25 protein-coding genes and 3 tRNA genes are annotated in these 26,371 nt (G+C 58.8%); 9 read left to right on the top strand and 19 right to left on the bottom strand.

Annotation, left to right across the window (positions count from 1 at the left end; all coding sequences use genetic code 11):
- Positions 1–70 precede the first annotated feature (70 nt).
- Both CRD20_RS03310 and CRD20_RS03315 read right to left on the bottom strand, forming a co-directional pair.
- Positions 71–144, bottom strand: a tRNA-Asp gene (locus tag CRD20_RS03310).
- 14 nt (positions 145–158) lie between these two features.
- Positions 159–234: transfer RNA gene (locus tag CRD20_RS03315), tRNA-Glu, on the bottom strand.
- A gap of 200 nt (positions 235–434) precedes the next feature.
- Here CRD20_RS03315 and CRD20_RS03320 point away from each other — a divergent pair.
- Entirely contained in the window at positions 435–965 is a 531-nt protein-coding gene (locus CRD20_RS03320) for an NUDIX domain-containing protein (protein ID WP_070643090.1), read from the top strand.
- Positions 966–1,040: 75 nt separating this feature from the next.
- Here CRD20_RS03320 and CRD20_RS03325 read toward each other — a convergent pair.
- Positions 1,041–1,113 (bottom strand) — tRNA-Lys (locus CRD20_RS03325).
- A 238-nt stretch (positions 1,114–1,351) separates the two neighbouring features.
- Here CRD20_RS03325 and dusB point away from each other — a divergent pair.
- Both dusB and phoU read left to right on the top strand, forming a co-directional pair.
- Positions 1,352–2,509, top strand: coding sequence for a tRNA dihydrouridine synthase DusB (dusB, locus tag CRD20_RS03330; protein ID WP_187404940.1), 1,158 nt, complete (start codon positions 1,352–1,354; stop codon positions 2,507–2,509).
- 90 nt (positions 2,510–2,599) lie between these two features.
- Positions 2,600–3,337: a phosphate signaling complex protein PhoU gene (gene phoU, locus CRD20_RS03335; RefSeq protein WP_080969597.1), complete on the top strand. Its 738-nt coding sequence runs from the start codon at positions 2,600–2,602 to the stop codon at positions 3,335–3,337.
- A 370-nt stretch (positions 3,338–3,707) separates the two neighbouring features.
- On the opposite strand, the gene CRD20_RS03340 is transcribed toward phoU, so the two are convergent.
- From CRD20_RS03340 to mshD, 6 genes are all read right to left on the bottom strand, one after another.
- Entirely contained in the window at positions 3,708–4,538 is an 831-nt protein-coding gene (locus CRD20_RS03340) for a hypothetical protein (RefSeq protein WP_049193810.1), read from the bottom strand.
- Between the two features lie 264 nt (positions 4,539–4,802).
- Positions 4,803–5,579 carry a phosphate ABC transporter ATP-binding protein PstB gene (gene pstB, locus CRD20_RS03345; protein ID WP_016421380.1) on the bottom strand — a complete coding sequence of 259 codons (777 nt, stop codon included), beginning with the start codon at positions 5,577–5,579 and terminating at the stop codon, positions 4,803–4,805.
- Positions 5,580–5,627: 48 nt separating this feature from the next.
- Positions 5,628–6,521, bottom strand: a complete 894-nt coding sequence (gene pstA / locus CRD20_RS03350; RefSeq protein ID WP_042388200.1) for a phosphate ABC transporter permease PstA — start codon at positions 6,519–6,521, stop codon at positions 5,628–5,630.
- 77 nt (positions 6,522–6,598) lie between these two features.
- Complete coding sequence (gene pstC, locus CRD20_RS03355) at positions 6,599–7,642, bottom strand: phosphate ABC transporter permease subunit PstC (RefSeq protein ID WP_049173061.1); 1,044 nt, start codon at positions 7,640–7,642, stop codon at positions 6,599–6,601.
- 236 nt (positions 7,643–7,878) lie between these two features.
- The gene (pstS, locus tag CRD20_RS03360; RefSeq protein ID WP_016421383.1) at positions 7,879–8,976 is read right to left on the bottom strand and encodes a phosphate ABC transporter substrate-binding protein PstS; all 1,098 of its coding nucleotides are present in this window, start codon (positions 8,974–8,976) and stop codon (positions 7,879–7,881) included.
- A gap of 339 nt (positions 8,977–9,315) precedes the next feature.
- Positions 9,316–10,224, bottom strand: coding sequence for a mycothiol synthase (gene mshD, locus CRD20_RS03365; RefSeq protein WP_069359332.1), 909 nt, complete (start codon positions 10,222–10,224; stop codon positions 9,316–9,318).
- A gap of 81 nt (positions 10,225–10,305) precedes the next feature.
- On the opposite strand from mshD, the gene CRD20_RS03370 reads away from it, so the two are divergent.
- Together CRD20_RS03370 and CRD20_RS03375 are read left to right on the top strand one after the other, a co-directional pair.
- Positions 10,306–11,163, top strand: a complete 858-nt coding sequence (locus CRD20_RS03370) for a DUF2993 domain-containing protein (protein WP_016421385.1) — start codon at positions 10,306–10,308, stop codon at positions 11,161–11,163.
- Positions 11,164–11,264: 101 nt separating this feature from the next.
- Positions 11,265–11,945 carry an FABP family protein gene (locus tag CRD20_RS03375; protein ID WP_016421386.1) on the top strand — a complete coding sequence of 227 codons (681 nt, stop codon included), beginning with the start codon at positions 11,265–11,267 and terminating at the stop codon, positions 11,943–11,945.
- A gap of 93 nt (positions 11,946–12,038) precedes the next feature.
- Here CRD20_RS03375 and CRD20_RS03380 read toward each other — a convergent pair whose 3' ends face one another.
- A complete protein-coding gene (locus CRD20_RS03380; RefSeq protein WP_049190238.1) occupies positions 12,039–12,926 on the bottom strand; it encodes an aminodeoxychorismate lyase in 888 nt (295 codons plus the stop codon).
- An 80-nt stretch (positions 12,927–13,006) separates the two neighbouring features.
- Between CRD20_RS03380 and CRD20_RS03385 the strand changes: the two genes are divergently transcribed.
- Positions 13,007–14,161 carry a folate-binding protein YgfZ gene (locus CRD20_RS03385; protein ID WP_187404824.1) on the top strand — a complete coding sequence of 385 codons (1,155 nt, stop codon included), beginning with the start codon at positions 13,007–13,009 and terminating at the stop codon, positions 14,159–14,161.
- Positions 14,162–14,421: 260 nt separating this feature from the next.
- Positions 14,422–14,604 (top strand): DUF3073 domain-containing protein, encoded by a 183-nt coding sequence (locus tag CRD20_RS03390; RefSeq protein ID WP_005511943.1) that lies wholly within the window; start codon positions 14,422–14,424, stop codon positions 14,602–14,604.
- 369 nt (positions 14,605–14,973) lie between these two features.
- Here the strand turns inward: CRD20_RS03390 and purM are convergent, their stop codons facing one another.
- The 3 genes from purM to CRD20_RS03405 all read right to left on the bottom strand — a co-directional run bounded on the left by purM (position 14,974) and on the right by CRD20_RS03405 (position 18,257).
- Positions 14,974–16,038, bottom strand: coding sequence for a phosphoribosylformylglycinamidine cyclo-ligase (gene purM, locus CRD20_RS03395; RefSeq protein WP_016421389.1), 1,065 nt, complete (start codon positions 16,036–16,038; stop codon positions 14,974–14,976).
- 158 nt (positions 16,039–16,196) lie between these two features.
- Positions 16,197–17,765 carry an amidophosphoribosyltransferase gene (purF, locus tag CRD20_RS03400; RefSeq protein ID WP_070767417.1) on the bottom strand — a complete coding sequence of 523 codons (1,569 nt, stop codon included), beginning with the start codon at positions 17,763–17,765 and terminating at the stop codon, positions 16,197–16,199.
- A 51-nt stretch (positions 17,766–17,816) separates the two neighbouring features.
- Positions 17,817–18,257 (bottom strand): sterol carrier family protein, encoded by a 441-nt coding sequence (locus CRD20_RS03405; protein WP_016421391.1) that lies wholly within the window; start codon positions 18,255–18,257, stop codon positions 17,817–17,819.
- A gap of 29 nt (positions 18,258–18,286) precedes the next feature.
- Here CRD20_RS03405 and CRD20_RS03410 point away from each other — a divergent pair, with 29 nt between their 5' ends.
- The gene (locus CRD20_RS03410) at positions 18,287–19,294 is read left to right on the top strand and encodes an acyl-CoA thioesterase (protein WP_016421392.1); all 1,008 of its coding nucleotides are present in this window, start codon (positions 18,287–18,289) and stop codon (positions 19,292–19,294) included.
- On the opposite strand, the gene CRD20_RS03415 is transcribed toward CRD20_RS03410, so the two are convergent.
- Positions 19,291–19,998: a hypothetical protein gene (locus CRD20_RS03415; RefSeq protein ID WP_049193818.1), complete on the bottom strand. Its 708-nt coding sequence runs from the start codon at positions 19,996–19,998 to the stop codon at positions 19,291–19,293. The genes CRD20_RS03410 and CRD20_RS03415 overlap by 4 nt on opposite strands.
- 119 nt (positions 19,999–20,117) lie before the next feature.
- Here CRD20_RS03415 and CRD20_RS03420 point away from each other — a divergent pair, with 119 nt between their 5' ends.
- Positions 20,118–21,056, top strand: a complete 939-nt coding sequence (locus tag CRD20_RS03420; protein WP_224783816.1) for a hypothetical protein — start codon at positions 20,118–20,120, stop codon at positions 21,054–21,056.
- 6 nt (positions 21,057–21,062) lie between these two features.
- Here the strand turns inward: CRD20_RS03420 and CRD20_RS03425 are convergent, their stop codons facing one another.
- The 5 genes from CRD20_RS03425 to CRD20_RS03445 all read right to left on the bottom strand — a co-directional run bounded on the left by CRD20_RS03425 (position 21,063) and on the right by CRD20_RS03445 (position 26,351).
- Positions 21,063–21,554 carry a glutathione peroxidase gene (locus tag CRD20_RS03425; protein WP_048732101.1) on the bottom strand — a complete coding sequence of 164 codons (492 nt, stop codon included), beginning with the start codon at positions 21,552–21,554 and terminating at the stop codon, positions 21,063–21,065.
- Between the two features lie 46 nt (positions 21,555–21,600).
- Positions 21,601–22,410 carry a polysaccharide deacetylase family protein gene (locus CRD20_RS03430; protein ID WP_222865562.1) on the bottom strand — a complete coding sequence of 270 codons (810 nt, stop codon included), beginning with the start codon at positions 22,408–22,410 and terminating at the stop codon, positions 21,601–21,603.
- Positions 22,411–22,544: 134 nt separating this feature from the next.
- Positions 22,545–23,216 carry a 5,6-dimethylbenzimidazole synthase gene (bluB, locus tag CRD20_RS03435; RefSeq protein ID WP_070643318.1) on the bottom strand — a complete coding sequence of 224 codons (672 nt, stop codon included), beginning with the start codon at positions 23,214–23,216 and terminating at the stop codon, positions 22,545–22,547.
- A gap of 4 nt (positions 23,217–23,220) precedes the next feature.
- Positions 23,221–25,452 (bottom strand): S9 family peptidase, encoded by a 2,232-nt coding sequence (locus tag CRD20_RS03440; protein WP_370545907.1) that lies wholly within the window; start codon positions 25,450–25,452, stop codon positions 23,221–23,223.
- Positions 25,453–25,457: 5 nt separating this feature from the next.
- The gene (locus CRD20_RS03445; RefSeq protein WP_049173073.1) at positions 25,458–26,351 is read right to left on the bottom strand and encodes a phosphoribosylaminoimidazolesuccinocarboxamide synthase; all 894 of its coding nucleotides are present in this window, start codon (positions 26,349–26,351) and stop codon (positions 25,458–25,460) included.
- Positions 26,352–26,371: the final 20 nt, after the last annotated feature.

Raw genomic sequence — 26,371 nt, forward strand, 5'->3', positions numbered from 1 at the left:
CCGACGCCCAGCGCACCACTAACCAAAAGCAAAAAACGCCAGCTCCAACCGGAACTGGCGTTTAGAATTGCGACCCTGACGGGACTTGAACCCGCGACCTCCGCCGTGACAGGGCGGCGCGCTAACCAACTGCGCCACAGGGCCATCATGATTTTTAGTGGTACTCCCAACGGGATTCGAACCCGTGTTGCCGCCGTGAAAGGGCGGAGTCCTAGGCCTCTAGACGATGGGAGCCCGACTTAACGCTGCAAAGAGTTGCCCACTCAGTGGCACACTCCGCGTACACCTGCAGTGTATGAACATTGCATTTGCGCGCGCTCTTGGCAACGTAAAGAACTATAGAGGATAAGTACCCTTTTCCCAAAATCCACGGTTGAACTGGAGTTTCTTACTATTTCCGCGGACGCTACTAGTACTCAGATAAGCTCGCAACTATGGCAATTCCGGATTTCATTGTTCAGCTCCGTGAAAAAGTGGGCCACGCTCCGCTCTGGCTCCCCGGTGTCACGGCTATCGTCATTCGCGATGTTCCGCCGAATGCACCGATGTACGCCTTGCCCGAGGTCTTGCTGGTTCGTCGCTCCGATAATGGTGAATGGACCCCAGTCACCGGAATTATCGACCCGGACGAGCAGCCTCACGACGCCGCCGTGCGAGAGGTAAAGGAAGAAACGGGACTCGATGTCACAGTTGAGGCCCTGCTTGGAACTGGCGCCGTTGGCCCTATCGAACACCTCAACGGCGATGTTTCCTCATATCTGGATATCTCCATGCGCTGCAGTGTTGTTGGCGACGACGTCCCCTATGTCGCTGATGATGAATCCACTGATGTCGGATGGTTCCAGATCTCACAGATGCCACCGATGAAGCCACGCTTCCGCTTGATAGTCGCCGATGCAGTGGCGCAGCTTAAGCACCCGGCGGGCTTCAAGCCACGGATGGGCTACCACAAGCGGGAGAAGTAGGTGCCACAGAGGGCAAATACAGGCAAGATACTACAAAACCCCAGGCTGTTGATGACCTGGGGTTTTGCGTGCTTGTGGGCCCTGCGGGGCTCGAACCCGCGACCTGCGGATTAAAAGTCCGTAGCTCTACCAGCTGAGCTAAAGGCCCGCGCAACAAAATAGCCTAGCAATTACGCGCTTGTTTTTAATAATTGCCCCCACACTTGCGATGGAACCGCTGAAACGCTCGTGGAATAGATGAGCACGCCCAAACGCACGACCAATCCAGCCGGCCGCCCAAAACAGATTCGAAAACGGCAGTTCAGCGTGACACAATACTGTACGTGTTAGATACCTCCACGAGTCCACTCAGCGCCGCCAAGCCCGCCGATGCCACGTCCGCGCACATGCACATCGGCCCCTTTGAGCTCGCTTCCCCCGTGGTACTCGCTCCGATGGCCGGTGTCACCAACGTGGCATTCCGAACGCTGTGCCGCGAGCAGGAGCTGCAGCGTACAGGCACGGTCTCGGGCCTCTATGTCTGCGAGATGGTCACCGCGCGAGCACTGGTCGAGCACAACGAGAAGACCATGCACATGACCACCTTCGCGCCTGACGAAAACCCGCGCAGCCTGCAGCTCTACACCACTGACCCGAAGTGGACCTACGAGGCCGCAAAGATGATTGTCGACGAAAACCTCGCCGACCACATCGATATGAACTTCGGCTGCCCGGTACCGAAGGTCACTCGCAAGGGCGGCGGCTCGGCACTGCCGTATAAGCGCCGTCTCTTCGGCAACATCGTCGCCGCAGCGGTAAAAGCCACTGAGGGCACGGACATCCCGGTGACCGTGAAATTCCGCGTCGGTATCGACGACGAGCACCACACGCATCTCGATGCCGGCCGCATCGCCGCTGAGATGGGCGCCCAGGCTGTGGCTCTGCATGCCCGCACCGCAGCGCAGCGCTACTCCGGCCACGCTGACTGGTCGCAGATCGCGCGGCTGAAGGAGCACATGGTCGACTCCGGCTACAGCGATATCCCGGTGCTTGGCAACGGCGACATCTTTGCCTCCACCGATGCCCGCAAAATGCTCGACGAGACCGGCTGCGACGGTGTCGTCGTCGGTCGCGGCTGCCTTGGCCGCCCGTGGCTGTTCGCGCAGTTGTCCGCCGAGCTGCGTGGCGAAGAAGTGCCGCCGGCACCAACATTTGGTGAGGTCGCGGGGATTATCCGTCGTCACGCGGAACTGCTCGTGGAGCACGAGGGCGAACGTAAGGGCTGCCGCGACCTGCGCAAGCACATCGCCTGGTACCTGCGCGGTTACCCCGCCGGCAGTGAGGTGCGCAAGTCTCTCGCACGCGTCGATTCGCTGGCAACGCTCGACGAGATTCTCGCACCGCTTTACGACGGCCCCAGCGCCCACGCCCGCCCGGAGGACTCCGACGGCGCCCGCGGCCGACAGGGGTCCCCTGCAAAGGTGGTCTTGCCGGAGGGCTGGCTGGACGACCCGGAGGACGACACCGTGCCCGAGGGCGCGGAGATTATGCACTCCGGTGGCTAAGCTTCGGTTCTGAGCGAGTGTTTACATAACTTTACGAGGGGTAATTGGGGGCTCCCCACTAACGCGCGACGTTGTTGAGGATTGCCTACTATGGAACGCATGCGCACTGTCTACCGAGAACAAATGGACAACTTGGCCCACAGCCTGATTGTGATGTGTGACCGAGTTGGCTCCATGCACAAGCTTGCGAACAAGGCCCTCTTCGAGGCTGATTTGGTCTCGGCTGAAACAGTTCTTTCCCAGATTGATTCTCTCGAGGACCTACGCCAGGATGCGGAGCAGCGAGCCTTCGAGCTGTTGGCCCGCGAAGCTCCTGTGGCTGGTGATCTCCGACAGATTGTCAGTGGCCTCTACATTGTCGAGGACATCTCCCGCATGGGCGCATTGAGTGTGCATATTGCCAACGTTGCCCGGCGTCGCCACCCGAACAAGGCACTACCAGAGCCCGTGGAGGGGTTCTTCCGCGAGATGGCCTCCGTATCTGAACAGATGACGCACGAAACCCGTCAGGTGCTCATCGACTACGACGTTGACCAGGCATTGGCCTTGGATAAGACCGATGACAGCATCGACGACATCCACCAGCACCTGTTTACGCTGACCAACGACGATAATTGGCCGCACTCCCCTGCGCAGACAGTGGATGTCACTCTGCTGAGCCGCTTCTACGAGCGTTACGCGGATCACGCCGTCGAGGTTGCCGCCCGGATTATTTACCTGGCCACCGGTTACAAGCGCGATGTCTACCTGGACAAGCTTGAGGACGAACGCGACCAGCGCAGCTTTAACCAACGCCTGCAGGCCTTGGAGCGTCACCTGCGGATGTAGGTTCGTGAAGCTGCAGGCTGTTGGGGGGGGGGCTGGGCTGTAGGGCTGCTGGGCGTGGCTGGGTGTTCGGCTGAGCTGTAGGGATGTTGGGGGTGGCTGCTGGCCTGGGGCGCGGGTTTTAGGCCGGAGTGGAGCCGTTTTTAAGCCACACCAGGCCAAACACTGCCCCAGCCAAACACTGCCCCAGCCACAACACCGCCTCAAACCGAGAAACTGACTAGGTTTATGACACTTTACCGCCTGTAAACGCTATTCACCTGTCATAAACCTAGTCAGTAACTGTTTGTGCGATTACTTTTCGCGTTAGATGTCTGGAGAATGCCGATTCCTATATCGTGTCCATCCCCGCGGCCCAAGAGACAGCCGCTACTCAAGAGACAGCAACAAAAGACTTCTTTGACATTAAATCTGGGGTGACTGCCAGAACTCCCTGATCTGCCCCATCAATGGGCACAACGATTACCACGTTACCTGCGATTTCGCCGTTCTCATACACCGTCTCGAGGGTGTCAAACTCGTCAGGCGCCACCGCCCAAAGCTCCGTTTCGTCCGTGGTTTGGCCACCTGCAGTTACATAATTAATACCAAGCCAGGAACTCTGCCCCTGAGGGTCATTCCCCTTGTACTTTGCAGTAACATGCACAAGTCCGTATACAAACCCCTCTGGAGCAGGGTCATTGAACTGATTTTCCGCCAGAACCTCATCGTTAGCGTTTAGATTTACGCTATCGATAGTAATGGCCCACTGCTCACTTTCGATGGTCGTTCCAATCGGCAACGGATTCTCCCGACTACTGCCCGCAGCACCAGAATCGGAAGAATCAGATTTGCTTCCATCCGGGCTAGAGGCAGTCGTATCCCGATTGAACGCATCATCCACGGCATTGCCTACCGAAGAAACAAATACAATTGGCGCAATGAGCAATCCCAACACAGAAAGAATCAGAGCGATAAGAGCTGGTTTTTTGGTAGTTGCGCGCTGAAACAGTCCGACGACCGATAAAATAAATGCAACCGGTAGCGCCACCCAACCAATAATCAAAGCCCCCGGGATACAACCGAGTAAACCAATAATCGCAACTACAAGTGCAATGTAACCGACAATTGGCTTCGGCGCTTTCTCTTCGGCGATTACTGGCCAAGATTGCTCACCCACAGGGGAAAACTGAGGATTGAACTGCGCGTTTTGCTGGTTATCCATAATTGAATAACTCCTATGTAAATATATTTACCCAGATCCCTCTACAGTTTTCCGGGGGACGCTCGATTGCGTCTTCGGAAGATTACCCCGCCCGATAACAAACAGACAATTCCGCCCCAAAACAAACATTATTTTCACCCCCGGCCCCACACCGAAACAAACAGCAATCTCATAAACTGCAACAACAATAAGAGCCCCGTACCTCGCGTGAACACGCGTGAAGTACGGGGCTCTTTTTGGCTTATTACGGCATACGCAAAGCGTTTAACCGAAGCGACCGGAGATGTAGTCCTCGGTTTCCTTCTTGTCTGGATTCTCGAAGATCTTCTTGGTCGGGCCAACCTCAACCAGGCGACCCGGCTTACCGGTTGCCTCGAGGGAGAAGAATGCGGTCTGATCGGACACACGAGCTGCCTGCTGCATGTTGTGGGTCACGATGACGATGGTGAATTCTTCCTTCAGCTCATGAATCAGGTCCTCGATTGCCAGAGTGGAAATCGGGTCCAGTGCGGAACACGGCTCGTCCATCAGCAGAACTTCCGGCTCAACTGCAATTGCGCGTGCGATGCATAGACGCTGCTGCTGACCACCAGAGAGGCCGCCACCCGGCTTGTCCAGGCGGTCCTTGACCTCATCCCAGAGGTTGGCGCCGCGCAGGGACTTCTCGGCAACCTCCTGGAGATGAGCCTTGTTCTTAACACCGGCCAACTTCAGGCCAGCCACGACGTTGTCCTCGATGGACATGGTCGGGAACGGGTTCGGACGCTGGAACACCATACCGATGGTGTTACGAACAGAGACCGGATCGATCTTCGGGCCATAGATGTTTTCGCCGTCGAGAAGCACCTCGCCAGTGACGTAGGCACCCGGGATGACCTCGTGCATACGGTTCAGCGAACGGAGCACGGTGGACTTACCACAGCCGGACGGGCCAATGAATGCGGTAACGGAACGCGGCGGGACGTGCAGGTCGACGTTCTGCACAGCGTGGAAATCGCCGTAGTAGATGTTGACATCGTTAAGGTCTAGGCGCTTAGCCATGGTCTTTCAAAAACCTTCCTTGAAATAGCGGACGTTAGGCGCCCAGCATTAACTGCTCTTGACGGAGAACTTGGCGGATATGACGCGCGCCAGGATATTGATGAGGGCAATGATGAGAACCAGCGTGAGCGCTGCGCCCCACATCTTGTCGAATGCCGCACCGGTATTACCGGCCTTGTACATGTCCAGCATGAACAGCGGCAGCGAGGACTGCGACTGGCCGAACGGGTTATAGGTGATGATTCGCGAGGTTGCAACCAGGATCAGCATCGGTGCGGACTCACCCATGACGCGGGCGACGGCCAGCATGATGCCGGTGACGATGCCCGACAGTGCGGTCGGGAGCACGATCTTCAAAATGGTCTTCCACTTCGGAACACCCAGAGCGTAAGAGGCTTCACGCAACTCGTGCGGAACGATGCGCAGCATTTCCTCGGTGTTGCGGACAACGATTGGCAGCATCAGCAGAACCAGCGCCAGCGAGACGGCGAAACCGGAACGGCTCATGCCAAACATGACCACCCACATCGAGTAGATGAACAGCGACGCGACGATCGACGGCACACCGGAGAGAATGTCGACCATGAAGGTGGTGACCTTGCCCAGGCGGGAGTTACCTGCGTACTCGACCAAGTAGATGGCGACGAAGATACCGAACGGCACGGTCATGAGAGTAGTAACCAGAGCCTGAACCAAGGTACCGACGATTGCATGCGCAACACCGCCGGCAGACGCACCAACGGTGACACCGCGCTGGGATGCAGTCCACCACTCACCACTCAGCAGTGACGGGGTACCTCGGACGACAAGCTCGAAGAGAACCCACACCAGCGGGACCAGAGCAAGAGCCATGCAGAAGTAAATCAGGACCGTGGAGACGCTGTCCGCCACCTTGCGGGAACCCTTAATCTGGGTGAATGCCGACTCCGTGGTGGGGACCATGTCTGCAGGGCCGTGAGGCGAAGAATCAGTAGTTGAACTAGTCATTGTTACTTCTCGTTTCTTTTCCTACGACCTTGCTACTTCTTCGCAATCATTCGGGCTGCGGAGTTGACCACGAAGGTCAGCAAGAACAGCACCAAACCTGCGGACATGTAAGCGCCGGCCTTGAGGTTGTCATTGAACTCCGGTGCCGCATTAGCAATTGCGGTTGCGAAGGTGGTACCACCGTCGAAAAGCGAGCCACGGAATGCCGAGGACGGGGAGATTACGAGGTACAGAGCCATCGTCTCACCGAGGGCACGTCCCAGACCCAGCATCGAGCCGGAGATAAAACCAGAACGACCGAATGGCAGAATAGCCAGCTTGACCATCTCCCAACGGGTCGCACCGAGAGCCAGCGATGCCTCAATGTGACCACGCGGGGTCTGAACAAAGACTTCACGGGTGGTAGCCGCGATAACCGGCAGAATCATAATTGCCAGCACAATGCCACCGGTGAAGAGGTTTCGACCGGTCTCGAATGCCGGCGAGTTTGGGTACAGGGCAAACATCGGGATAAAGCCCAGCGTCTTAGCCAACCACCCGTACAGACCAGCCAATGCCGGACCGAGAGCCATAAAGCCCCACAGACCGTAAACAATCGACGGCACTGCAGCCAGCAAATCCACGAGGTAACCCAGCGGCTTGACCATCTTCTTTGGCGCATAGGCAGTCAGGAAGATAGCAATACCCAGCGCAACCGGCATAGCCAGAATCAGCGCCAGGATGGAAACCGCGACGGTCACCAGAAACATGTTCGGAATACCGAAGTACATGGCGGAGGTATCCGCCAGGTTCCATCGTTCGGTGTAGGTGAAGAAGTTCGCTTCGTTACGGGACATTGCCGGAACTGCGCGCAGGAGCAGGAACACAGCAATTGCGATGATGGCGGCAGTCACCAATGCGGAAGATCCTACCGCCAGAATCTTGAAGATTCGGTCACCAGGACGAACAACGCCGGTCTGAATGGCTTGCTCTTCCGAGCTCTCGTCGCCGGAGGAATCCACCTGCGGTGCTGAGGACTGCAACAGACTGCTGTCTACAGCCTCCTGCTTCCCTTCAATGGGAGTCGACGAACTCATGATCTCATTTCCTAAGTAGAAGTGATTTGTGCTTCAACGCGCATGAAGACCGATTGGCCTCAGTACCCCTCTACGAGCGGTACTCAATCAACTGAGGTGTCGATATATAAAGCCAACCGGTCTACGTCAGGTTTTCGGCCTACAGCTCAAATCTGCGTGGCCGGCTGAAGTGATCCTCGCGCCAACCGGGTAACGACAGAGCCAACTCTGCTTTCACCCGCGTTGCGCGCAAAGAATTACTTGATAGCGTCAACCGCTGCGGACAGCTTGTCCTTGAACTCACCCTGAACCGGGATGTAACCCAGCTCTTCGAGCTCTGGACCCTGGCCCTCTTCCAGAACAACCTTCAGGAAGTTCTTAACCAGGTCACGAGTCTGCTCGTCGTAACCAGCGGAGCAGACGATTTCGTAAGTGGTCAGAACCAGCGGGTAAGCGCCTTCCTCGTCCATTGCGAACAGAGCGTCGGTGTCAACAACCATGTTGTGACCCTCAGTCTTGAACGTGACGGAATCCAGAGCCTTACCGACGGTGTCGTTGTTCAGCTCAACCGGGCCATGACCGAAGTCCATCTTGGCGATGCCCAGGTCCTTGTCCTCAGCGAAGCCAGCCTCGACGTAGGTGATAGCACCGTCGATGTTGGCGACCTCGTTGACAACACCAGCCGAGCCGTTAGCACCCTGGCCAGTAGCAGTCGGGAAGGACTTGGAAGCCTCGTGCTGCCACTGCTCCGGAGCAGCTGCGCTCAGGAACTTCATGAAGTTATCAGTAGTACCGGACTCCTCAGAGCGGTAGACAACCTTGATGTCCTTCTCCGGAAGATCGACACCTTCGTTGACCTCAGCGATCTTCGGGTCGTTCCACTTGGTGATCTTGCCGTCGAAGATTTCAGCAACCAGAGCCGGGGTCAGAGCGACGTCAACACCCTCGAGGTTGTAGGCAACGGCAACCGGACCGATAACCATCGGCAGGTGCCATGCTTCATTGCCGTCGCAGCGCTTCTTAGCCTCTGCGACCTGGTCCTTGCCGTCCTTCTCCTTCAGCGGGGAGTCAGAGCCAGCGAAAGCAACGGTGCCGGCAATGAACTGAGTCTGACCGGAACCAGAGCCAGATGCGTTGTACGACAGGGTCGAGCCGGTCTCTTCAAACTTGGTGGCAAACAAATCCATGGCGCGCTGCTGCGAGGTAGCGCCCTCGCCCTGCAGCTCACCGGTGACGTCAGCCAGACCCTCAACGTTAGAAGCGCCTTCGCCGCCCTCTTCAGAGCAAGCAGCCAGGGTAAGGCTTGCAACAGCGGCCAAACCAATGACAGATGCCGCACGGTTCTTCTTCAGCACAGTAAATCCTCCGGGGTTTTACACAATGAGTGAAACAGTTCACGTGGAACCGCCACACTCCGGTCCACTGCGCTGAACCTATCTACCGATAGTAACCGGAACCTGTTCAGAACATTAACAATTGGTGAACGGCGCAAGTAATTCTTTATTTATCCTCATTTTCCCTGTAAGAGGCCCTAAAATGCGCCCCTGAAACACTGAGGATTGGACAGCATCTCCTCAAAAACACAAGAATCATTGCCCCCGCGCCAGAGGAAAACCACCTAAAACTGAGATAAAGCTAAGCTCCCCCTCCCCAATAACTCGCCTTCAATCCCCCCCCCAATCGAACCGTCACATCTACGCGCCGTACATCACATCACGGCGGGCCACCTCAAAACCGACCGCACGGTACGTGCGCACTGCCGGCGCATTGTCGCCTTCGACATAGAGAATTACCTTTTCCGCTCCCCGGTTTCGGAGATAGGAAAGCCCAACGTTGGTCAGCCATCGTCCGAGACCACGTCCGCGTGCCTTCGAGCTCAGTCCAATCACATACACCTCGCCAGTTGGCACAGACTCCTCGGCATGCCACTTCGTCCAGTGGAAACCGCAAATCTCCTCCGCACTGTCGCGCGCCCCGGCCACATCCGCAGCAAAGAACACGCCCTCCGGGTCGAACCACTGCACGTTCCGAGCGCGATCGAGTTGTGGCTGCGACCAACCGCCCTGCTCCGGATGCCAGTCAAACGCCTCGTTATTCACAGCCAACCACGCCCGATCCACGGCCGCCTCACCCCACTTCGCGCGTGCCGCAGTCAGGGTTAGCGCTTCAACATCATCGCGCTTATCGACGGCCCCCGCAGCCTTCTCCAACGCTGAGCTCGAAATGGACATCTGCAACAGCTCGCGGATGACCTTGCGTCCCGTCAACTCTGCCAAACGACTGGCACCGGCGACATCACCGTGAGCCCAGACAGGCAGGCGCTCGCCGACCTCAGCATCGATGTGCGCAAGCAGCTTCGCCCCCACTCCTTGCTTACGAAACTCCGGGTCAACAACCATCTCCACAGCATCCGGCGCAACGGCGGCCAGGCCCAAGTAACGGTCGTTCTCAATAATCGCAAAGTGTCGATGCCCGAAAGATTCGTCGTCAAGCCCTCGGACGAAAGCCTCGCCGAACGCCTCCACGCCGTCGGCGGAGTGGGCGTGCTGCAGTAGCGTATCGGCGGCGGTGGTGTCTACGTCAAGCAGTTCGGTTACGTTCATACGCCCCACCTTATACACAGCAGCGAATTCAACACTTCCCCGATGTCGTCTGAGCCAAAAGCGATGGGGTACTAATAGAGTGTGTCCATTTCCCGACGACAGAAGAAGATCGGTGGCTCTATCCTCGCCGTTGCCGCGCTGGTGATTGCCACCGACATGGGCTTCGCCAGCCATGCGGAGTACAAGCTCTCCGAGCATATTCAGGAGACTGCTCAGCTGGAGATGACCCCATACGTCGCCATTGGTGGCAAGGCCTACTTGTCCTCTTTTGTTACGGGAAAATGGAGCTCCGTAACCTCGCGCATCCGCGATGTCGAGGTGCCCGACTTCGGCTTGGTATCTCTGGAGTACGGAGCCTCCAACGTTAAGGTCCCGGCATCGGCGGTGCTCAGCGGTAATTTCCCAGAATCGCCGACGAAGCAGTACTTCACTAAGCTCTCGCTCGACGGTGTCTCTCTGGGAAACAAGCTGGGACTGACAGACTTGAGTATCCAGAGCCTGAAGGACTCCTCCCCCACCGGCGGCTGGGAGACCGAGGCTATCTTCGAGGCCACGCCAGCCGGATGGCAGGGAAAAACCCAGGTTACGGCGAAGTTGCGCATTGTCAGCCGCGACGTGGTCATTACGCCGATGGAGATTATTTCTGCGCCCTCGTCCCCAACGGATTCTAAAAGCCACATCAAACCTGAGCTGTCTGAGGCTGATACGCAGCACATCATGGACACCTTCGCTCTGACGCTGCGGGATTCAGAGATACCGATGGGCATGCCGGCGACTCGCGTGTACGTGTCGGGCGGTTCTATCACCATCGAAGGCGAACAGATTCTGTGCACCGTGTCGCCAACAAACTTCATGCCGCCGACATCCCAGCAGGATGCCGAGGCGTCAGCTCAATCCACGGAGAAGCTGCCGGAGAAGAACTGTCGGGTGCGTCGCTAAGGCCGTCGTCAAGCATCGCCGTTAAGCGTCGGTGCAGCGTTAGCACCATGCGACAACAGCCCATACATGGCCACAAGAGCTTCAGCGGTAGAGTGTGAAGCATGACCGAGAAGAATGGCAGCAACCAGACAGACGCCGCTGCACAGGAGCCTGCAGCTGCGGAAGCCCCTCGCCTCGACGGCAACGAGGCCATCAACCGCGCGGCCGAACAGGCCAAGAGCACCGCTACGCGCAACATCACTGAGCTTGAGGGGCTCCCGATCCCCGACGAGACCGCTAACCTGCGCTTCGGCCCGAATATTCACGACGGCCTGCTGGCACTACTGCCGCTGGTCGGCGTGTGGCGCGGTGAGGGGCAGGCGAACACTGTCGTCGACGGCGAGTACAACTTCGGCCAGCAGCTCATCTTCAGCCACGATGGCGAGAACTACCTGAAGTATGAGTCGCGCATCTGGAAGCTGGACGAAGAAGGCAAGCCGACCGGCCCTGACCAGCGCGAAACAGGATTTTGGCGCATTAACAACGAGGACGAGATTGAGTTCATCTGCGTCCACTCCACCGGCGTCACTGAGATCTACTACGGCAAGCCGGTTTCCGAGCGTGCATGGGAACTGCAGGCAGCCTCCACAATGGTCACTGCTACCGGTCCTGCATCCCTTGGCCCGGGCAAGCGCCTCTACGGTCTGATGCCGAACAACGATCTCGGGTGGGTGGACGAGCGCCTGCGGGATGAGGAGTTCGCTCCCCGCATGTCCGCGCAGCTCAAGCGCTACGCGGGCTAGGTTCTCCCCGCTTTACGACGGGCGTTGTGTGGCCCTACTGCGTCGCCCAACTGCATCAAGCCCCACCGTTTGGCGCCCCAACTGCGTCAAGCCCTACTGCGTCGCCAGCGCCTTGTCACACAGGTCGCGGAATTCCTTTTCCGCGATTGCATCCGGCTGCCGGATGGGTTCACCATCGATGGACTTAACCACGACCGCGATACGCACCGAAGACACTAGCCACACCGCATCGGCGGTGAATAGGTCCCCGGGCACCAGGACCGTCGGGGTGACTTTCCAGCCGCAGTTGGCGGCTGTTTCAAACAGCGCTGCCTGAGTTGTGCCCGGCAGCACTCCTTCACCGGGGTTGGGAGTCAGCAGTTCATTGCCGCGCTGAACGATGATGGTCGATGTTGGGCCTTCCAAGAGCTTGCCCTCTGCGGACGTGAAGATGACATCGTCAAACCCCTTGGACTTGGCATAGCGCAAAGCAGCCATATTAGCTGCGTATGACAACGTTTTCGCGCCGATGAGCGCCCACGGTGCACGGGAGCCAAGGTCGAGCGAGAAACCGCGCTCTGCAAGCATGACCGATACCGGCTTCAGACGGTTTTCCGCCACCTTTTCCGCGGAGCTAGCCAAAACGTAGCCAGTCGGCTCTCCGGTGGACTCGCGACCACGCGAGTACACCCACCGCAACGTCGCATCCCCCTCAATTGACCTATCGCGCAACTCCTGTAGTGCGACCTCGGTAGCCGCCCGCCACTGCTGCAGATCTGGGGTTGGCAAATCCAGCATTAGCGCTGACGATGCGAATCGCTTCTCATGCCGGTCGGTATTACAGGTATGACCACCCCTGACCAGGAGTGTTTCAAAAACTCCGTCGCCGCGAATAGCTCCGAGATCATCCGCGTAGAGGAACGGCTGTCCTGCCTCGACAGCAATCGGGCCGCCGTCTGCAAAGACGTCGATAAGCACTAGAGAAGAAAGCGAATCCGTCATACACACAAGCTTAATCCATGCTTAATTTGAGGATTTCTGGTTAACATGAGGGAGTGAGTGTTGAGTATGTAAGTCCTTTGATGTCTCACGTGGCTGGCGCCGCTGCCCTCGAACTGGGCGGACAGATGGAAGGTTTGGAGAAGGCCTCAGAGAACGCCCCAGACGGAAACTCAGCGAAAACCGTTGAGCAAACCACAGGGCAAGCTAGCGTGGCATGGCACTACGGCCGTCCGCTGGTAGAGCAACGTCACCTGCAGGAGGACTGCGGAGTAGTAGATCGCTCGTATTACCGCGTTATTGAGGTCACTGGCGAGGATCGCCTGACTTACCTCAACACACTTTTTTCGCAGAAGGTCGACGAAGCCGCTCCCGGCACTGTCACTGAAGCACTGAACCTGGATGCAAACGGTCACATTCTCCATCACATGACGTTGACTGTTTTGGACGATTCCGTGCTTATCGACGTGCCCCCTGCCGGCTTCGACTCCCTGTTGAAGTACCTGAACATGATGGTGTTCTGGTCCAAGGTGGAAATTGCTGAGGTAGAACGGGCGATTATTTCCGTCATGGGGCCGAATGCCCCTGAGGTACTGGTCTCCGCTGGCCTCGCATTCCCGCAGGTGGGTAAAGCTACGACTGTGGGACATTCCTACGTCCGGCACCTACCGTGGCCACGCGGCGGGCGTGTGGATGTGCTCGTGCGCCGACAGGATTTAGTCGGCGCTTGGGACGCGTTGGTAGCTGCTGGCGCTTCCCCCGTTGGCCTGATGGGCTGGGAGGCCGAACGCGTAGTCTCCTTGCGCCCAGAGCTGGGAATCGACGTAGACGAGAAGATGATTCCGCATGAGGCTCCGCGCTGGATCGCCTCTGAATTCGACAAGGCTGCCGTGCACTTGGACAAGGGCTGCTATCGCGGCCAGGAGACGGTATCACGTGTCCACAATGTTGGTCGCTCCCCACGAGTTTTGGTGATGCTGCAGCTCGACGGCTCGGCCACCCTGCCGGAAACCAGCGATCCAGTGATGATGGGCAAGCGCGCCGTGGGCCGCGTGGGCACCGTCGTGCAACATGCCGATTACGGCCCGATTGCTTTGGCTCTGCTTAAACGCTCAGCTCAGGAGCGCGAGGGCCTTGTGGTGGGTGACTGCGCCGTGGCCGTCGACCCTTCCTCCATCGACCGCGTTGAGCAGCTGCCGCCGGGCCGTGTGGCCATCAACCGCCTGCGTGGGAAATAGGTAACAGGAAATAGGTAAAGCCACCAGACAGAGTGGTGAAAAAATAACTTTTTCCATTCTTTTTCAGAAAGGACATTTCCCCAGGCCACAGCACATATTGAGTTGTCTGAGCGCGAGGACACGACCCACTATGGGCCTCCCCGCGTAACCCCTTCGTCTAAAAATCGGCTATGGTGTCTTACAGGAATTAACGCAATAAGACATAAGTGGGTCGGCCGTATCCCCGTGCCGCCCCACGGATTACACAAGGGGGTCAGGCCATGGGTCGCGGCCGTGCGAAAGCAAAGCAGGCGAAGGTTGCCCGTCAGCTCAAGTACGATTCACCAGAAATGGATTTGGAACGTCTGCAGCGGGAACTCGTCGGCAAGTCGAACGAGTCCGATCGAGACGACTATTACTCTGACTGGGAGGAATGGGCCTCAGGCGCTGGTCGCGACAGCTAGCGCAAGCTAACCGCTGTCGTATTTTCCGCAAAGCGTTTCTATTTCAATAAAGCAAGCGCCCACCAACGATTCCGTTGGTGGGTGCTTGCTTTTGCTTAGTCGACTGCGTTTATGTTCCGCCGATTATGTTCGGCGGTGGCGGATCAATCCGAGTTACTGACTGCGTTTATGACAAAAATCGCCCGAAAAACGGCTCGAAAGTGTCATAAACTCATACAGTTTCACATTTGCAGCCCGTGGTTTTCTGGGATCTCCGTTGTGCAACCCAGAATCTAGACCGCCCCGTCGCATCAGTAGGCCGCCCTCCACGGCAGACCAGCCGGCCCAGTCCCCGGCCGCCCGTCGCAGTAAACCGACGGCCGGCCGAACCTAGAAGCGCGGGTGGCTGCCGCGCAAAACAGCCCCGTCCTCGCCAGCCTCGCTCTTGCGGACAGTACCCAGCTCCCAAGCGTTGATGTGGCGGGCAGTCAGCAGAGCCAGGGCACGATCGCGGTCCTCTGCAGAAACAATCGCAACCATGCCAACACCCATGTTGAAGGTCTTCTCCATCTCCTCGCGGGAGACGTTGCCGAGCTCAGCAATGGTCTTGAAAATCGGACCCGGGGTCCAAGTTGCGCGGCTCATGTCGGCGGTCAGGCCTTCCGGCATGATGCGAACCATGTTGCCAGCCAATCCACCACCGGTGACGTGGCAGAAAGTGCGGACCTCGGCCTCGTTCATGAGAGCCAGGCAGTCCTTCGCATAAATCTTGGTTGGCTCCAGCAGCTCCTCACCGAGGGTGCGCCCGAAGTCCTCGACATAACCGTCGAGCTCCAGACCGGCCTTCTCCAGGAGAACGTAGCGAGCCAGCGAGTAGCCATTGGAGTGAAGTCCAGAGGACTCCATGGCGATAATGACATCGCCCTCACGCACGCGGTCCGGGCCGAGAAGCTTGTCCTCTTCCACGACACCGACGCCGGTAGCTGAGACATCGTACTCACCCGGTTCCATCACACCCGGGTGCTCTGCAGTCTCGCCACCCAGGAGCGCGCAACCCGCCTGGACACAACCCTCGGCGATGCCGGAAACGATCTCGGCGACGTGCTCCGGCACGACCTTGCCAATTGCAATGTAGTCCTGCAGGAACAGCGGCTCGGCACCGCACACGACCAGATCATCGACGACCATGGCGACCAGGTCCAGGCCAATGGTGTCGTGCTTGCCGACGGCCTGCGCCACGGCCAACTTGGTCCCCACACCATCGGAGGATGCGGCCAGCAGCGGCTTTTCGTAGTTGCCCAGTGCAAACAGGCCGGCAAAACCACCGAGCCCGCCACGGACCTCTGGGCGAGTGGCCTTCTTGGCAATCGGGGCGAATAGTTCAACAGCGCGGTCGCCGGCTTCGATGTCGACACCGGCTGCAGCGTAGGAAGCACCAGAAACGTTCTCGGTCATTAGAGGCTCTCGCTTTAAACTTTCTCCCCCGGGCGGCGTTACTGCCGTATCCGGGAGTATTGGCGGACCAGGAACAAAGCAACGGCTGCACTCCACGGCACCGCTTGCGCTTCGTTCTCGGTTCAGTTCTCGTAGTTCATTCTAAGGAGGTTTCGAGGCTAATTGCTCGTTGCGGCTTTGGCAGCCTGGGCTGCCTGCATCCTCTCCACAGCTGCCGCATTCGGATTGCCCTCCGGCAGCCCCAGTGGGTATTTGCCATCGAAGCAGGCACAGCACACTTCGCTCTTTGCCTGTTCGGAAGCGGCGACCATGCCATCGATGGAGACAAATCCCAGGCTGTCGGCACCAATCGCGGTTGCGATACCGGCGACAATGTCATTCTCATCGACACCGTTGGCCAGCAGCTCGCCCGGAGAAGCGAAGTCAATGCCGTAGAAGCACGGCCATTTCACCGGCGGTGCGGCGATGCGCACGTGCACTTCCTTTGCACCGGCCTCACGCAGCATGCGAATCAGGGCGCGCTGGGTGTTGCCGCGGACAATGGAGTCATCGACCACGACCAAGCGCTTACCGGCGATAACTTCCTTCAGCGGGTTCAGCTTCAGTCGGATGCCCAGCTGACGAATCGTCTGCGAAGGCTGAATGAAGGTACGCCCCACGTAGCCGTTTTTGGTCAGCCCCTGACCAAACGGGATACCCGATTCCTGGGCGTAGCCAACAGCGGCCGGGGTACCGGATTCCGGCACCGGCATCACCAGGTCACCGTCAGCCGGGAACTCGCGGGCCAACTGGCGGCCCAGCTCAAGACGCACCGCGTTGACGGAGCGACCACGGATGTTGGAGTCTGGGCGCGCCAGGTAGACGTATTCAAAAATGCATCCAGCGTGGGTGGTCTCGGCAAAACGCTGCGAACGCACACCGGAAGCATCAATGGTCACCATCTCGCCTGGCTCGATCTCGCGGACGAACGATGCACCGACGATATCCAGCGCGCAAGTCTCGGATGCGACTACCCAGCCACCGGACAGGCGACCCAGGCACAGCGGGCGCACACCGTATGGGTCACGCGCGGCGTACAGCGTCTCGCCATCGGTGAAAGTAAGACAGAAAGCACCCTTCAAACGTGGCAGCAGTGCCATCGCGGCCGCTTCTACATTGGTGCTGCAGCCGTAATCTTCGGGGTGGTCAATCTTGCCGGTTTCGTCGGCAAGCAAAGTGGTCATGATTGCGGAGTCACTGGGCAGCTCGCCCTCTTCACGCAGCAGGCCCTTGTCGACCGCCTCATGGAACAGCGTGAGGTGATTGGTCAGGTTGCCGTTGTGCCCCAGCGCGATGTCCGTGCCGTCAGAGGCCATCTGGAACATCGGCTGTGCATTCTCCCACGCAGGAGCGCCAGCGGTGGTGTAGCGCGTGTGCCCCACCGCTACGTGCCCCTTCAGAGCGTCGAGCGTCTGCTCATCAAAAACCTGGGAAACAAGCCCGAGGTCCTTGAATACAAGAATTTGGTCGCCGTCGCCGACTGCGATACCGGCGGCTTCCTGTCCGCGATGCTGCAGGGCGAACAGGCCATAGTAGGTGAGTTTGGACACGTCTTCGCCAGGTGCCCAAACGCCAAAAACGCCACATTCTTCGCGCGGGGATGTCTCCCCCAGATCGTCGTAAGGCGAATTTGGCAAAAGTTTGGACTTTGGTGCACCTGAAATGTTGGTATCGGCCACGACATTCACACTAATAGCCCCACCCGCCTAGGCACCAATTCAGCATCCCCCCCACGGGCTTTAAGAAATGCGCGCCACCGGCAGATGATTCCCAATTTCCGCCGCGCGCGTGCCCGACATATCGATGTGCGCCTGCACCTGCTCTAACGTGATCATTCCGCACGCGAGTCCCAGCCAAATCTCCGGCGACATCTCCACGACATTGGGCGGCGTACCGCGCGTGTGCCTGGGCCCCTCAATGCACTGGACCGCGACGAAGGGCGGCACGCGCACCTCGACGCTATGCCCCGGAGCCTCTTGGGCGAGCATCCGCACGGACAGACGTACCGCTTTGGCAAGGCTCGCACGGCTTAACGACGACCCCTGCGCCCCATCCGGCCCGATGAAGGAGGCAGCCTCTTGGTCAGATAGCAATTCGCGACCGAGAAGCCGTTGCGCCGCCCAGGGTGCGGCGGTGGAAAGAGCGCTGCGAACGTCGAAAGGCGAGATTTTGGATACCATAACCTCATCCTAGAGTTATGCTTTCATATATGGATACGCAGTCAACTGAAAAAGCTGAACAGGTGCATGCTCCGGCATCACCATCTCTTGTACTCCGTTTTATGGCATCGCCGACCGATGTCATTATGGCCGGAACCAATTCTGTCCACGGCGGCCGTGTGTTGCAGTGGATTGACAAGGCCGCTTACGCCTGCGCGACCGGCTGGTCGGGACGCTACTGCGTGACTGCGTACTTCGGTCACATTCACTTCACTCGCCCGATTCCCAGCGGCCACATTGTTGAGGTGCGCTCCAAGATTGCGCATACCGGCCGCAGTTCCATGCACATCGTCAACGAAGTGCTCTCGGCTGATCCGCGCGAGGGCAAGTTCACCCGCGCAGCTGACTGCCTGGTGATCTTCGTGGCCATGGATGAAAACGGTAAGTCGACTCCGGTGCCGAAGTGGGTGCCGCAAACGGAGGAAGAAGAGCGCGTTGAGAAGGCCGCTCTTTCCCGTTTTGAGCTTCGCCGCGACATCGAGGCCAGCATGCGCGCGCAGACCTACTCCGCGGACTCTTCTGCACCCGAGCTGACCACTCGTTTCCTGGCAAAGCCGACCGATGTTAACTGGGGCGGAAACGTCCACGGTGGCACCGCTATGGAGTGGATCGACGAGGCTGCGACGGCAGTTACCACCAACTGGGCAGGGCGCCAGACCATTTCTGTCTACGCAGGTGGTATTCGCTTCTACAGCCCGATCCACATTGGCGACCTGGTTGAGGTGCGCGCACGCATCCTGCGTACAGGCACGACCTCGATGCACCTGTCGGTGCAGGTCTACTGCTGTGAGCCCCGCAAGGGTGTCGGCGGCCTGCGCAAGGCACTGCATTCGACCATGACGTATGTCGCAATTGATGACGATTTCAACCCGCAGCCGGTACCGCACTTCCAGCCGACGACGGATGAGGACAAGCGCCTGCACGCTCACGATCTGTCACTGAAGGCGTTGCGTGACAAGTACAGCCCACTGCCGCTGATTGAGCGCGAACAGGATTAAGCCGCCTGGCTACCCGGCTTCCTGTTTTTCCACCAGATGGATAGGAACATCCAGCCAATCAGCGCGAAGGTGATGTAGGTGACGTACCGGTCAATCGTCTGCAGGGAGCCCTGGATGCTTGGGCCAAACTTCAGGCCCAAGTACAGGTAGAAGCACTTGAGCATTGCGGCACAGAAGAAGAGGTACACGCCTACTACCCAGCCGCGCACCTTCGCAATACCACCGATGGCCACGACAATCGTGGCCGGAATCGGCGAGAATGGCACAAACGATGCCAGCACACTCAGCCCGATGCGTTCATAGATGAAGTTCTCCATCTTCTTAAACCATCGCGGTGGGTGTCCGCCGAAACTCATCGTTATGAATTCCGTGCCCCACTTCTTGCCCATCCAGTAGAAGAACGGCATGAACTTGATTGTCGAAAGCGCCGCAATCACTACAACAGCGAAGAGGAAGAGCGGCCGGTCCTCGTTTTCCGACGCGAGAATCAGCACCGACAGATTCGATCCTGTCAGCCATGTGTGCAAGAACGTGTACTTGAGCAGCAAAACCGCACGGAACGGGATGATTGCAAAGCCGTACACGGCAACCAGCATCAGCGATGCATAGAGAAGCTTGTCTATTTTGTCCGGCTCACGCAGGAAGCTCGGCAGATCCTCACGAGGGTCGTGCTCGGCCTCGTTACGCATGTCGGGTGAAGTCATGAACCACAGTTTAACTGCACGCCCTCTTCTGCAGCAGGAGCCGCAGACTAGGCCATTACGTACGGCTCAGACGCACTCGCCAAGGACGAGCGCAGCGCCGCCTACTATCCTGAGAAGATATGACCACCGATTCACCCGCGCCTGTGCCCGCACAGCAGCCTCACGCAGCACGGTCTGAGTCTTCCTCACCATCGCTTGACGACGGCCAGGAGAACGCATCCTCACCGAGCATGCTGCAACGTGTTCGCGCCGCTATCCCGCCTGTTTCCATCCTGGTACTGACGGCGGTATTCCTCTTCGCCGGGTGGTTCACGCTCTTCGGTCCTATCAATGTTCTGGCGTGGCGTGGTGGCACGTTCCCCCGCACCGAGGCAGACCGCCCTTACTATCAGCAGGCTCTGAAGGATGTTGCGCGCTATCAGTACGAGGAGCAGCCCTCCCCTGAGGTTTACTTCGGCCTGGCGTGTGGCGCTACTGATGACGACATCCGCAGCGTTATCCCCAAGGTCGGCGAGCACCCGAATTCAGACGCAGACCCAACTGCTGATGCAGATGCCGTCGCCGCCGCTGCTGCCACCAGGCCGGGTTCTGCACCCACAGCTGCGAACCAGACCGCGAAGCTGAATCCAAACCTTGACGCATTCGGCAACACGGTCGACTGCTCCGGTTCCTGGACTGCGCCATTCTTGTCATTCCTGCTCGCGTCCGCGGGTGTTCCGGTCTTTGATACGCCCGAGGATTCGGCTGCCGCAGCCGAGAACCCATGGCTGGTTACGGATGTCGAACAGCTCATGGATGCCTACAAGGCACATGATGCTTTCGTCACCGACAAGGACTTCTCTCCTCAGGTGGGTGACATCATTTTCTACCGCTACCCCGCAGGCCTTGGGGTGCACGCCAACATGGTTGTCGCGGTTCAGGGTGACTGGGTCACCATCGGTGGCGATGAGCTTGGCAAGGTCGGTCTAGCTAGCATGACCCTGCGCAACCGAGGTGGCATCGTGGGCTACGGTGCCACGGGCTACTTCGAGCAGGCACCGCTGGACGCCACCAAATAGCCAAGTTTAAATAGGCAAGTTTTCCTCGATGAGGTCGCGCAGAGCATCGTCGTCAGGCGAGACCTTGGAGCGGAAACGGCCGATGACTTCACCCTCGGGCGAGACAACGAACTTTTCGAAGTTCCACTTCACATCCCCAGCCTCGCCGTCGGCGTCCGGGGTTTCCTTCAACAGCTTGTACAGTGGGTGCGCGCCATCGCCGTTGACCTCCGTCTTTTGGAAGAGCGGGAAGGTAACGCCGAATTCGCGCTGGCAGAACTGCTTGATTTCCTCGGCACTGCCGGGCTCTTGCCCACCGAACTGATTGCAGGGGAAGCCGAGGACGAAGAAGCCGCGGGGTGCGAATTCGTCGAAAAGTCCTTGCAGATCGTCGTACTGATCCGTGAAACCGCACTCCGAGGCGGTGTTGACGATAAGCAGAACGTGGCCTGCCCAGTCGTTCATCGTTGCTTCGTTGCCGTCGATGGTGGTCACTGGGATGTCGAAGAGATTGCTCATAAACCCCACACTAGGGCAGTCCCCCGATAGCCGTCAGAGGTAGCGACTAGCCGACCTGCTCCATACCTTCAAAGAGCTCGCGGCCCAGTGGCACCGAAGAGTGGTTGACCGGCTGCGCACCCCCATCGACCGCCTGGTCAATGATGCCGACAACATCCTGGCGCAGCTTGTGCTCCCGCAGTTTCGAAGCGTTGACGGAGATGCGCACCGCGCGGCCCTTCTCCAGCGAGCGCTGCACCGAGGAGCGCACCGCACGGCGCCACCAACCGGCGCCGCCGAAGCCCTCGCCGATAGCCAGCACGCGAGTCGGATCAACAGCACCAGTGGTCAGGTCGCGGACACCATTTCGGTCCGCTGCCACACGGAAGCCCAGCTCCGGCAGCACGTTCATGGTCTCTGGCGACATGGTCCACTTCGGTGGTGCAAAGACGTCCGTCTCAAAACCCATCGCACGCATCTGGCGCGTTGCGGCGGTCAGGCGCAAACGCGCTTCATGTTCGCTTAACGACGCAAATTCCGCGCCCCGGCCTCGAACTGACTGATCGAACCCCGCGAGAACAATCTCGATGCCGTCATCGCTACGACGGCGGAGCCAATCCAGCACCGCCGGAGCTTCCCGCAACGACCAGTTTTTACCCGCATGCGGCGCTACCAGCAGAGACGGTGTAATACCACGCTGTTCCATCGCTGCCACGAAACGAGCGACGTCGAGCAACGTGCCATCGCGCAAACCCGACACCGACACCAAAAGCGGCGAACCGACCACACCACCGTCAACAGTTACGAGCTCTTTGCCCGCTGGACGAATGACCTGGTCGGTCGTCCGAATCTGTTCTTGCACCCCACTGCCTGCCATGGATTCAACAAAAACAGGCGTATGTAAATTTTTGGTAACGGAGAGGACAAGGCTTGGAGAATACTCAGAAGCCTTTCAAGTAAGAGTTCAAAAAAGCGCCATCGCAGGGCATCAATTCGCGTCTGCAGCGCGGATCATCCCCAATGCACAACCTCATCGAGCGCCAGTCCCTTGCGCCAACCGAACTTCTCCAAGTCACGCTCCGCTGCCAGGTGCGTTACCGGACCAATGCACAGCCAAGCCACCGGGCGCACGGGCGCCTCGACACCGACAAAGTCGGCCAGGAAATCCTCATGGTAGAAACTGACCCAGCCGACGCCGAGCCCCTCTGCCGTAGCAGCCAGCCACAGATTCTGAATAGCCAGCGCGACTGACATGAGGCCGGTGTCATCGACGGTGTCGCGGCCGAGAATGTTCTTGCCGCCACGGGTCGGGTCATAGGTGACGACGATGCCCGTTCCCGAGTCCACAATTCCTTCAATCTGAATCGGATTGAAGGTCTCACGCCGCTCGCCTTCGAGCTTGGCCGCGAATTCAGCGCGGCGTCCGGCTACGTGGTCGGCAAACTGCCGCAGGCGGTCCGGGCTCTGAATGATATGAAAGTCCCATGGTTGGGACAGCCCCACCGATGGGGCGGCGTGGGCCGCCGCCAACACGCGCATCAATCGCTCCCTGTCCACCACTTCTCCGGCGAATTCGCGGCGCACATCCCGCCGCCGAAAAAGGGTGTGGTAGACGGCCAACTGATCGTCGGAAAGCGAATCGGTGTCAAAACCCTGCGCTGCCAGCAGCGTGCGCATATCCATGCCGTTACTCCACCGCACCAGCAGTGTGGACAATCCAGGCGTACTCGAAGGCAGTCTGACGCCAACGTTCGTAACGACCGGAAACACCACCATGACCAGCGGACATCTCGGTCTTGAGCAGGAACTGCCCCGGCTGACCTCCGACAACCTCGCGCAGCTTGGCAATCCACTTTGCCGGCTCCACGTAGAGCACGCGGGTGTCGTTCAAACTAGTAATCGCGAGAATCTTCGGGTACTTCGCATCGGCCGAGATGTTCTCGTACGGCGCGTAGGAGGCCATGTAGTCGTAGACCTCCGGGTCGTGGTACGGATCGCCCCACTCATCCCACTCCACCACGGTCAGCGGCAGCTCTGGCATCAGCATGGATGTCAGGCAGTCGACAAACGGGACCACGGCCTGAATGCCCGCGAACCTATCGCCAGCAATGTTCGCGACCACGCCCATCAGCATGCCGCCCGCCGAACCGCCGAGTGCTACCAGCTGCTCGCGCGTGGTCCAACCGGAATCCCGCAGGTAGTCAGCGACGGCGACGAAGTCAGTGAATGTGTTCTTCTTCGTGGTTGCGCGGCCGTTCTCCCACCAGCCACGGCCCATTTCGCCACCACCGCGGACGTGTGCAATGACAAAGATCATCCCACGATCCAGCAGCGACAACCGGGCGATAGAAAAGCCCGGATCCATCGAGGCTTCATAGGAACCGTAGCCGTAGAGCAGCGTCGGATTCGGCTTGCTCAGGTCCAGATCCGCGCGGTGAATAATCGAGACAGGAATCTGGGCGCCATCGCTTGCACTCACCCATTCACGCTTGGCGACGTAATCACCGCGATTAAACTCCCCGCGAATCTTCTGCTCCTTGAGCAGCACCCGCTTGCCCGAGGCAATATCAATCTGCCAAAGCTGCGACGGCGTGGTGAAGGAGCCGTAAGCGTAGCGCAACACTGGGGTGTCCCATTCAGCGTTGCCGGTAGTGCCTGCAGAGTAGAGCTCTTCGTCGAAGTCGAGCTCGACGAAGTTCACAGCGGACGCTGGCACTGGAGCAGCAGCATCGCTTGTACCAGAGGCATCACCAGCGGAGCCAGCACCATCCTCATCGTAATCCAATACCGCCAGCGCCACACGGCCAATACCGCCACGACGGTAACCAAACGCGATGTGCCCAGCGAAGCAGTCGACGCCCTCAACGCGGACGTCATCGCGGTGCGGAACCAGCTCAGTGAGATCCGAAATGCTGTCGAAAGACCCCGCCGGCACCATGGCCAGTGCGAAGTTCGAACCAGTCATATTGTGTGTAATCAGCCACATATCCCGGCCGCTAATGACGGCGTGGTCGATGTCGTATTCAACACCGGCCTCGCGCGGGCGCACGCAGGTGAACTCACCAGTCGGGTCACTGGCGTCCAGGTACCAAACCTCGGAAGTAATCTTCGAGGAGCTCTCAATAATCAGGTACTTTTCGCTGCGTACCGTGCCGACTCCAACCCAGTAGGCCTCATCGGGCTCATGGAAGACACAGACATCGTCCTCGGTGGAGGTGCCCACGCGGTGACGCCACACGGAATCCGGCCGCCAGGCTTCGTCGACCTTCTGATAGAAGATCCACTCCGAGCCGACCCAGGTAGCACCTGCGGAAATGCCCGCAATTTCGTCGTCAAGCAGTTCGCCCGTGCGCAAATCCTTTACGCGCAGCGTGTAGCGCTCGTCGCCTGTGACGTCGGTGGAGTAAGCCAGCAGATTGCCGTCCGCGGAGATGCTTGCTGCACCAAGGGCGAAGAAATCATGCCCTTCGGCAAGCTCGTTGGCATCCAGGATGACCTGTTCTCCTGGTGCCGGGGCGTCGTCGGCGATGGTCGGCGGAATCCATGCATCAAGACCGTCACCGGCCTCCGCGCGCACACGACAGCTCATCCCGTAGGACTTGCCCTCCTGGGTACGCGAGTAGTACCACCAGCCATTCAGGCGAGTTGGGACCGACATGTCGGTCTCCTGCACGCGCGACTTGATCTCCTTAAAAATCGTGTCTGCGGTGCCATCGAGGTCGGAGGTAAAGGCCTCGGTGTAGGCATTTTCAGCCTCTAGGTATTCGATAACCTCGGGGTTTTCCTTATCGCGGAGCCACTCGAAGTTATCGGTGAAGTCCCTTCCGTGGAAGGACCGAGTCACCGGCTTCCGCTGTGCACGGGGTGCGGGCAAATCCTTTTTTGCAGGCTTGCCGACGGATGCCGAGTCCAAGGTCACTTCGCTCACGCAGGTTCTCCAATCCAATCCGAGAAGCGGCGGCCCGACAGTCGTTCGTAGGCCTCGACGTACCGCTCGCGAGTTGCTTCCACAACACTACCCGGCAGCGCTGGCGGCGGAGTGCCCTCGTCCTTCTTCCAGCCGGACTTGGAGCAGGTCAGCCAGTTTCGAACGTACTGCTTGTCGAAGCTCGGGTTAACCGAACCCTCCTGGTAGGAGTCGGCTGGCCAGTAGCGGGAGGAGTCCGGGGTGAGAACCTCGTCGGCCAGCACCAGGTTGCCGTCGGAGTCGAGGCCGAACTCGAACTTGGTATCGGCCAGGATGATGCCGCGCTTAGCAGCCAGTTCAGCAGCCTGGGAGTAGATACGCAGGGTGGCATCGCGCAGCTCTTCGGCACGCTTCTGCCCCAGGGACTCCACAACAGCATCGAAGGAGACATTCTCGTCGTGCTCGCCCAGCTCAGCCTTGGTGGCCGGGGTGAAAATCGGTTCTGGCAACTTGGAGCCCTCGACGAGACCCTCTGGCAGCTCAATGCCACAGACAGTGCCGTTTTCCTTGTACTCGACCAGACCAGAGCCGGTCAGGTAGCCACGTGCGACGCACTCGAATGGCAGCATGTCCAGCTTCTTGCACACCAGCGCACGGCCGAGGCACTCTTCCGGAATGCGCTCATCGTCAGCCGGGCCAGCCATGTGGTTCGGGAAGTCGATTTCATCGAAGAAGAACACGCTCATCGCGGTGAGCACTCGACCCTTGTCAGGAATCGGGGTCTCCAGAATGTGGTCGAAGGCAGAAATACGGTCACTGACCACAAGCAGCAGAGTCTCAGGGTCAATCTCGTAGATTTCCCGGACCTTGCCCGCGGAAAGATGGTTATACGAGGAAAGTTCAGGTCGCATGGCGATAAAGTCTAAACCCC

This window comes from Corynebacterium sp. LK33 (assembly GCF_014334955.1).
Taxonomy (GTDB): domain Bacteria; phylum Actinomycetota; class Actinomycetes; order Mycobacteriales; family Mycobacteriaceae; genus Corynebacterium; species Corynebacterium jeikeium_D.

Coding starts and splice junctions, on each gene's coding strand:
- CRD20_RS03320 (WP_070643090.1), top strand. CDS start 435: ATGGCAATTCCGGATTTCATTGTTCAGCTCCGTGAAAAAGTGGGCCAC.
- dusB (WP_187404940.1), top strand. CDS start 1,352: ATGCACATCGGCCCCTTTGAGCTCGCTTCCCCCGTGGTACTCGCTCCG.
- phoU (WP_080969597.1), top strand. CDS start 2,600: ATGGAACGCATGCGCACTGTCTACCGAGAACAAATGGACAACTTGGCC.
- CRD20_RS03340 (WP_049193810.1), bottom strand. CDS start 4,538: ATGGATAACCAGCAAAACGCGCAGTTCAATCCTCAGTTTTCCCCTGTG.
- pstB (WP_016421380.1), bottom strand. CDS start 5,579: ATGGCTAAGCGCCTAGACCTTAACGATGTCAACATCTACTACGGCGAT.
- pstA (WP_042388200.1), bottom strand. CDS start 6,521: ATGGTCCCCACCACGGAGTCGGCATTCACCCAGATTAAGGGTTCCCGC.
- pstC (WP_049173061.1), bottom strand. CDS start 7,642: ATGAGTTCGTCGACTCCCATTGAAGGGAAGCAGGAGGCTGTAGACAGC.
- mshD (WP_069359332.1), bottom strand. CDS start 10,224: ATGAACGTAACCGAACTGCTTGACGTAGACACCACCGCCGCCGATACG.
- CRD20_RS03375 (WP_016421386.1), top strand. CDS start 11,265: ATGACCGAGAAGAATGGCAGCAACCAGACAGACGCCGCTGCACAGGAG.
- CRD20_RS03380 (WP_049190238.1), bottom strand. CDS start 12,926: ATGACGGATTCGCTTTCTTCTCTAGTGCTTATCGACGTCTTTGCAGAC.
- CRD20_RS03385 (WP_187404824.1), top strand. CDS start 13,007: ATGTCTCACGTGGCTGGCGCCGCTGCCCTCGAACTGGGCGGACAGATG.
- CRD20_RS03390 (WP_005511943.1), top strand. CDS start 14,422: ATGGGTCGCGGCCGTGCGAAAGCAAAGCAGGCGAAGGTTGCCCGTCAG.
- purM (WP_016421389.1), bottom strand. CDS start 16,038: ATGACCGAGAACGTTTCTGGTGCTTCCTACGCTGCAGCCGGTGTCGAC.
- CRD20_RS03405 (WP_016421391.1), bottom strand. CDS start 18,257: ATGGTATCCAAAATCTCGCCTTTCGACGTTCGCAGCGCTCTTTCCACC.
- CRD20_RS03410 (WP_016421392.1), top strand. CDS start 18,287: ATGGATACGCAGTCAACTGAAAAAGCTGAACAGGTGCATGCTCCGGCA.
- CRD20_RS03415 (WP_049193818.1), bottom strand. CDS start 19,998: ATGACTTCACCCGACATGCGTAACGAGGCCGAGCACGACCCTCGTGAG.
- CRD20_RS03420 (WP_224783816.1), top strand. CDS start 20,118: ATGACCACCGATTCACCCGCGCCTGTGCCCGCACAGCAGCCTCACGCA.
- CRD20_RS03425 (WP_048732101.1), bottom strand. CDS start 21,554: ATGAGCAATCTCTTCGACATCCCAGTGACCACCATCGACGGCAACGAA.
- CRD20_RS03430 (WP_222865562.1), bottom strand. CDS start 22,410: ATGGCAGGCAGTGGGGTGCAAGAACAGATTCGGACGACCGACCAGGTC.
- bluB (WP_070643318.1), bottom strand. CDS start 23,216: ATGGATATGCGCACGCTGCTGGCAGCGCAGGGTTTTGACACCGATTCG.
- CRD20_RS03445 (WP_049173073.1), bottom strand. CDS start 26,351: ATGCGACCTGAACTTTCCTCGTATAACCATCTTTCCGCGGGCAAGGTC.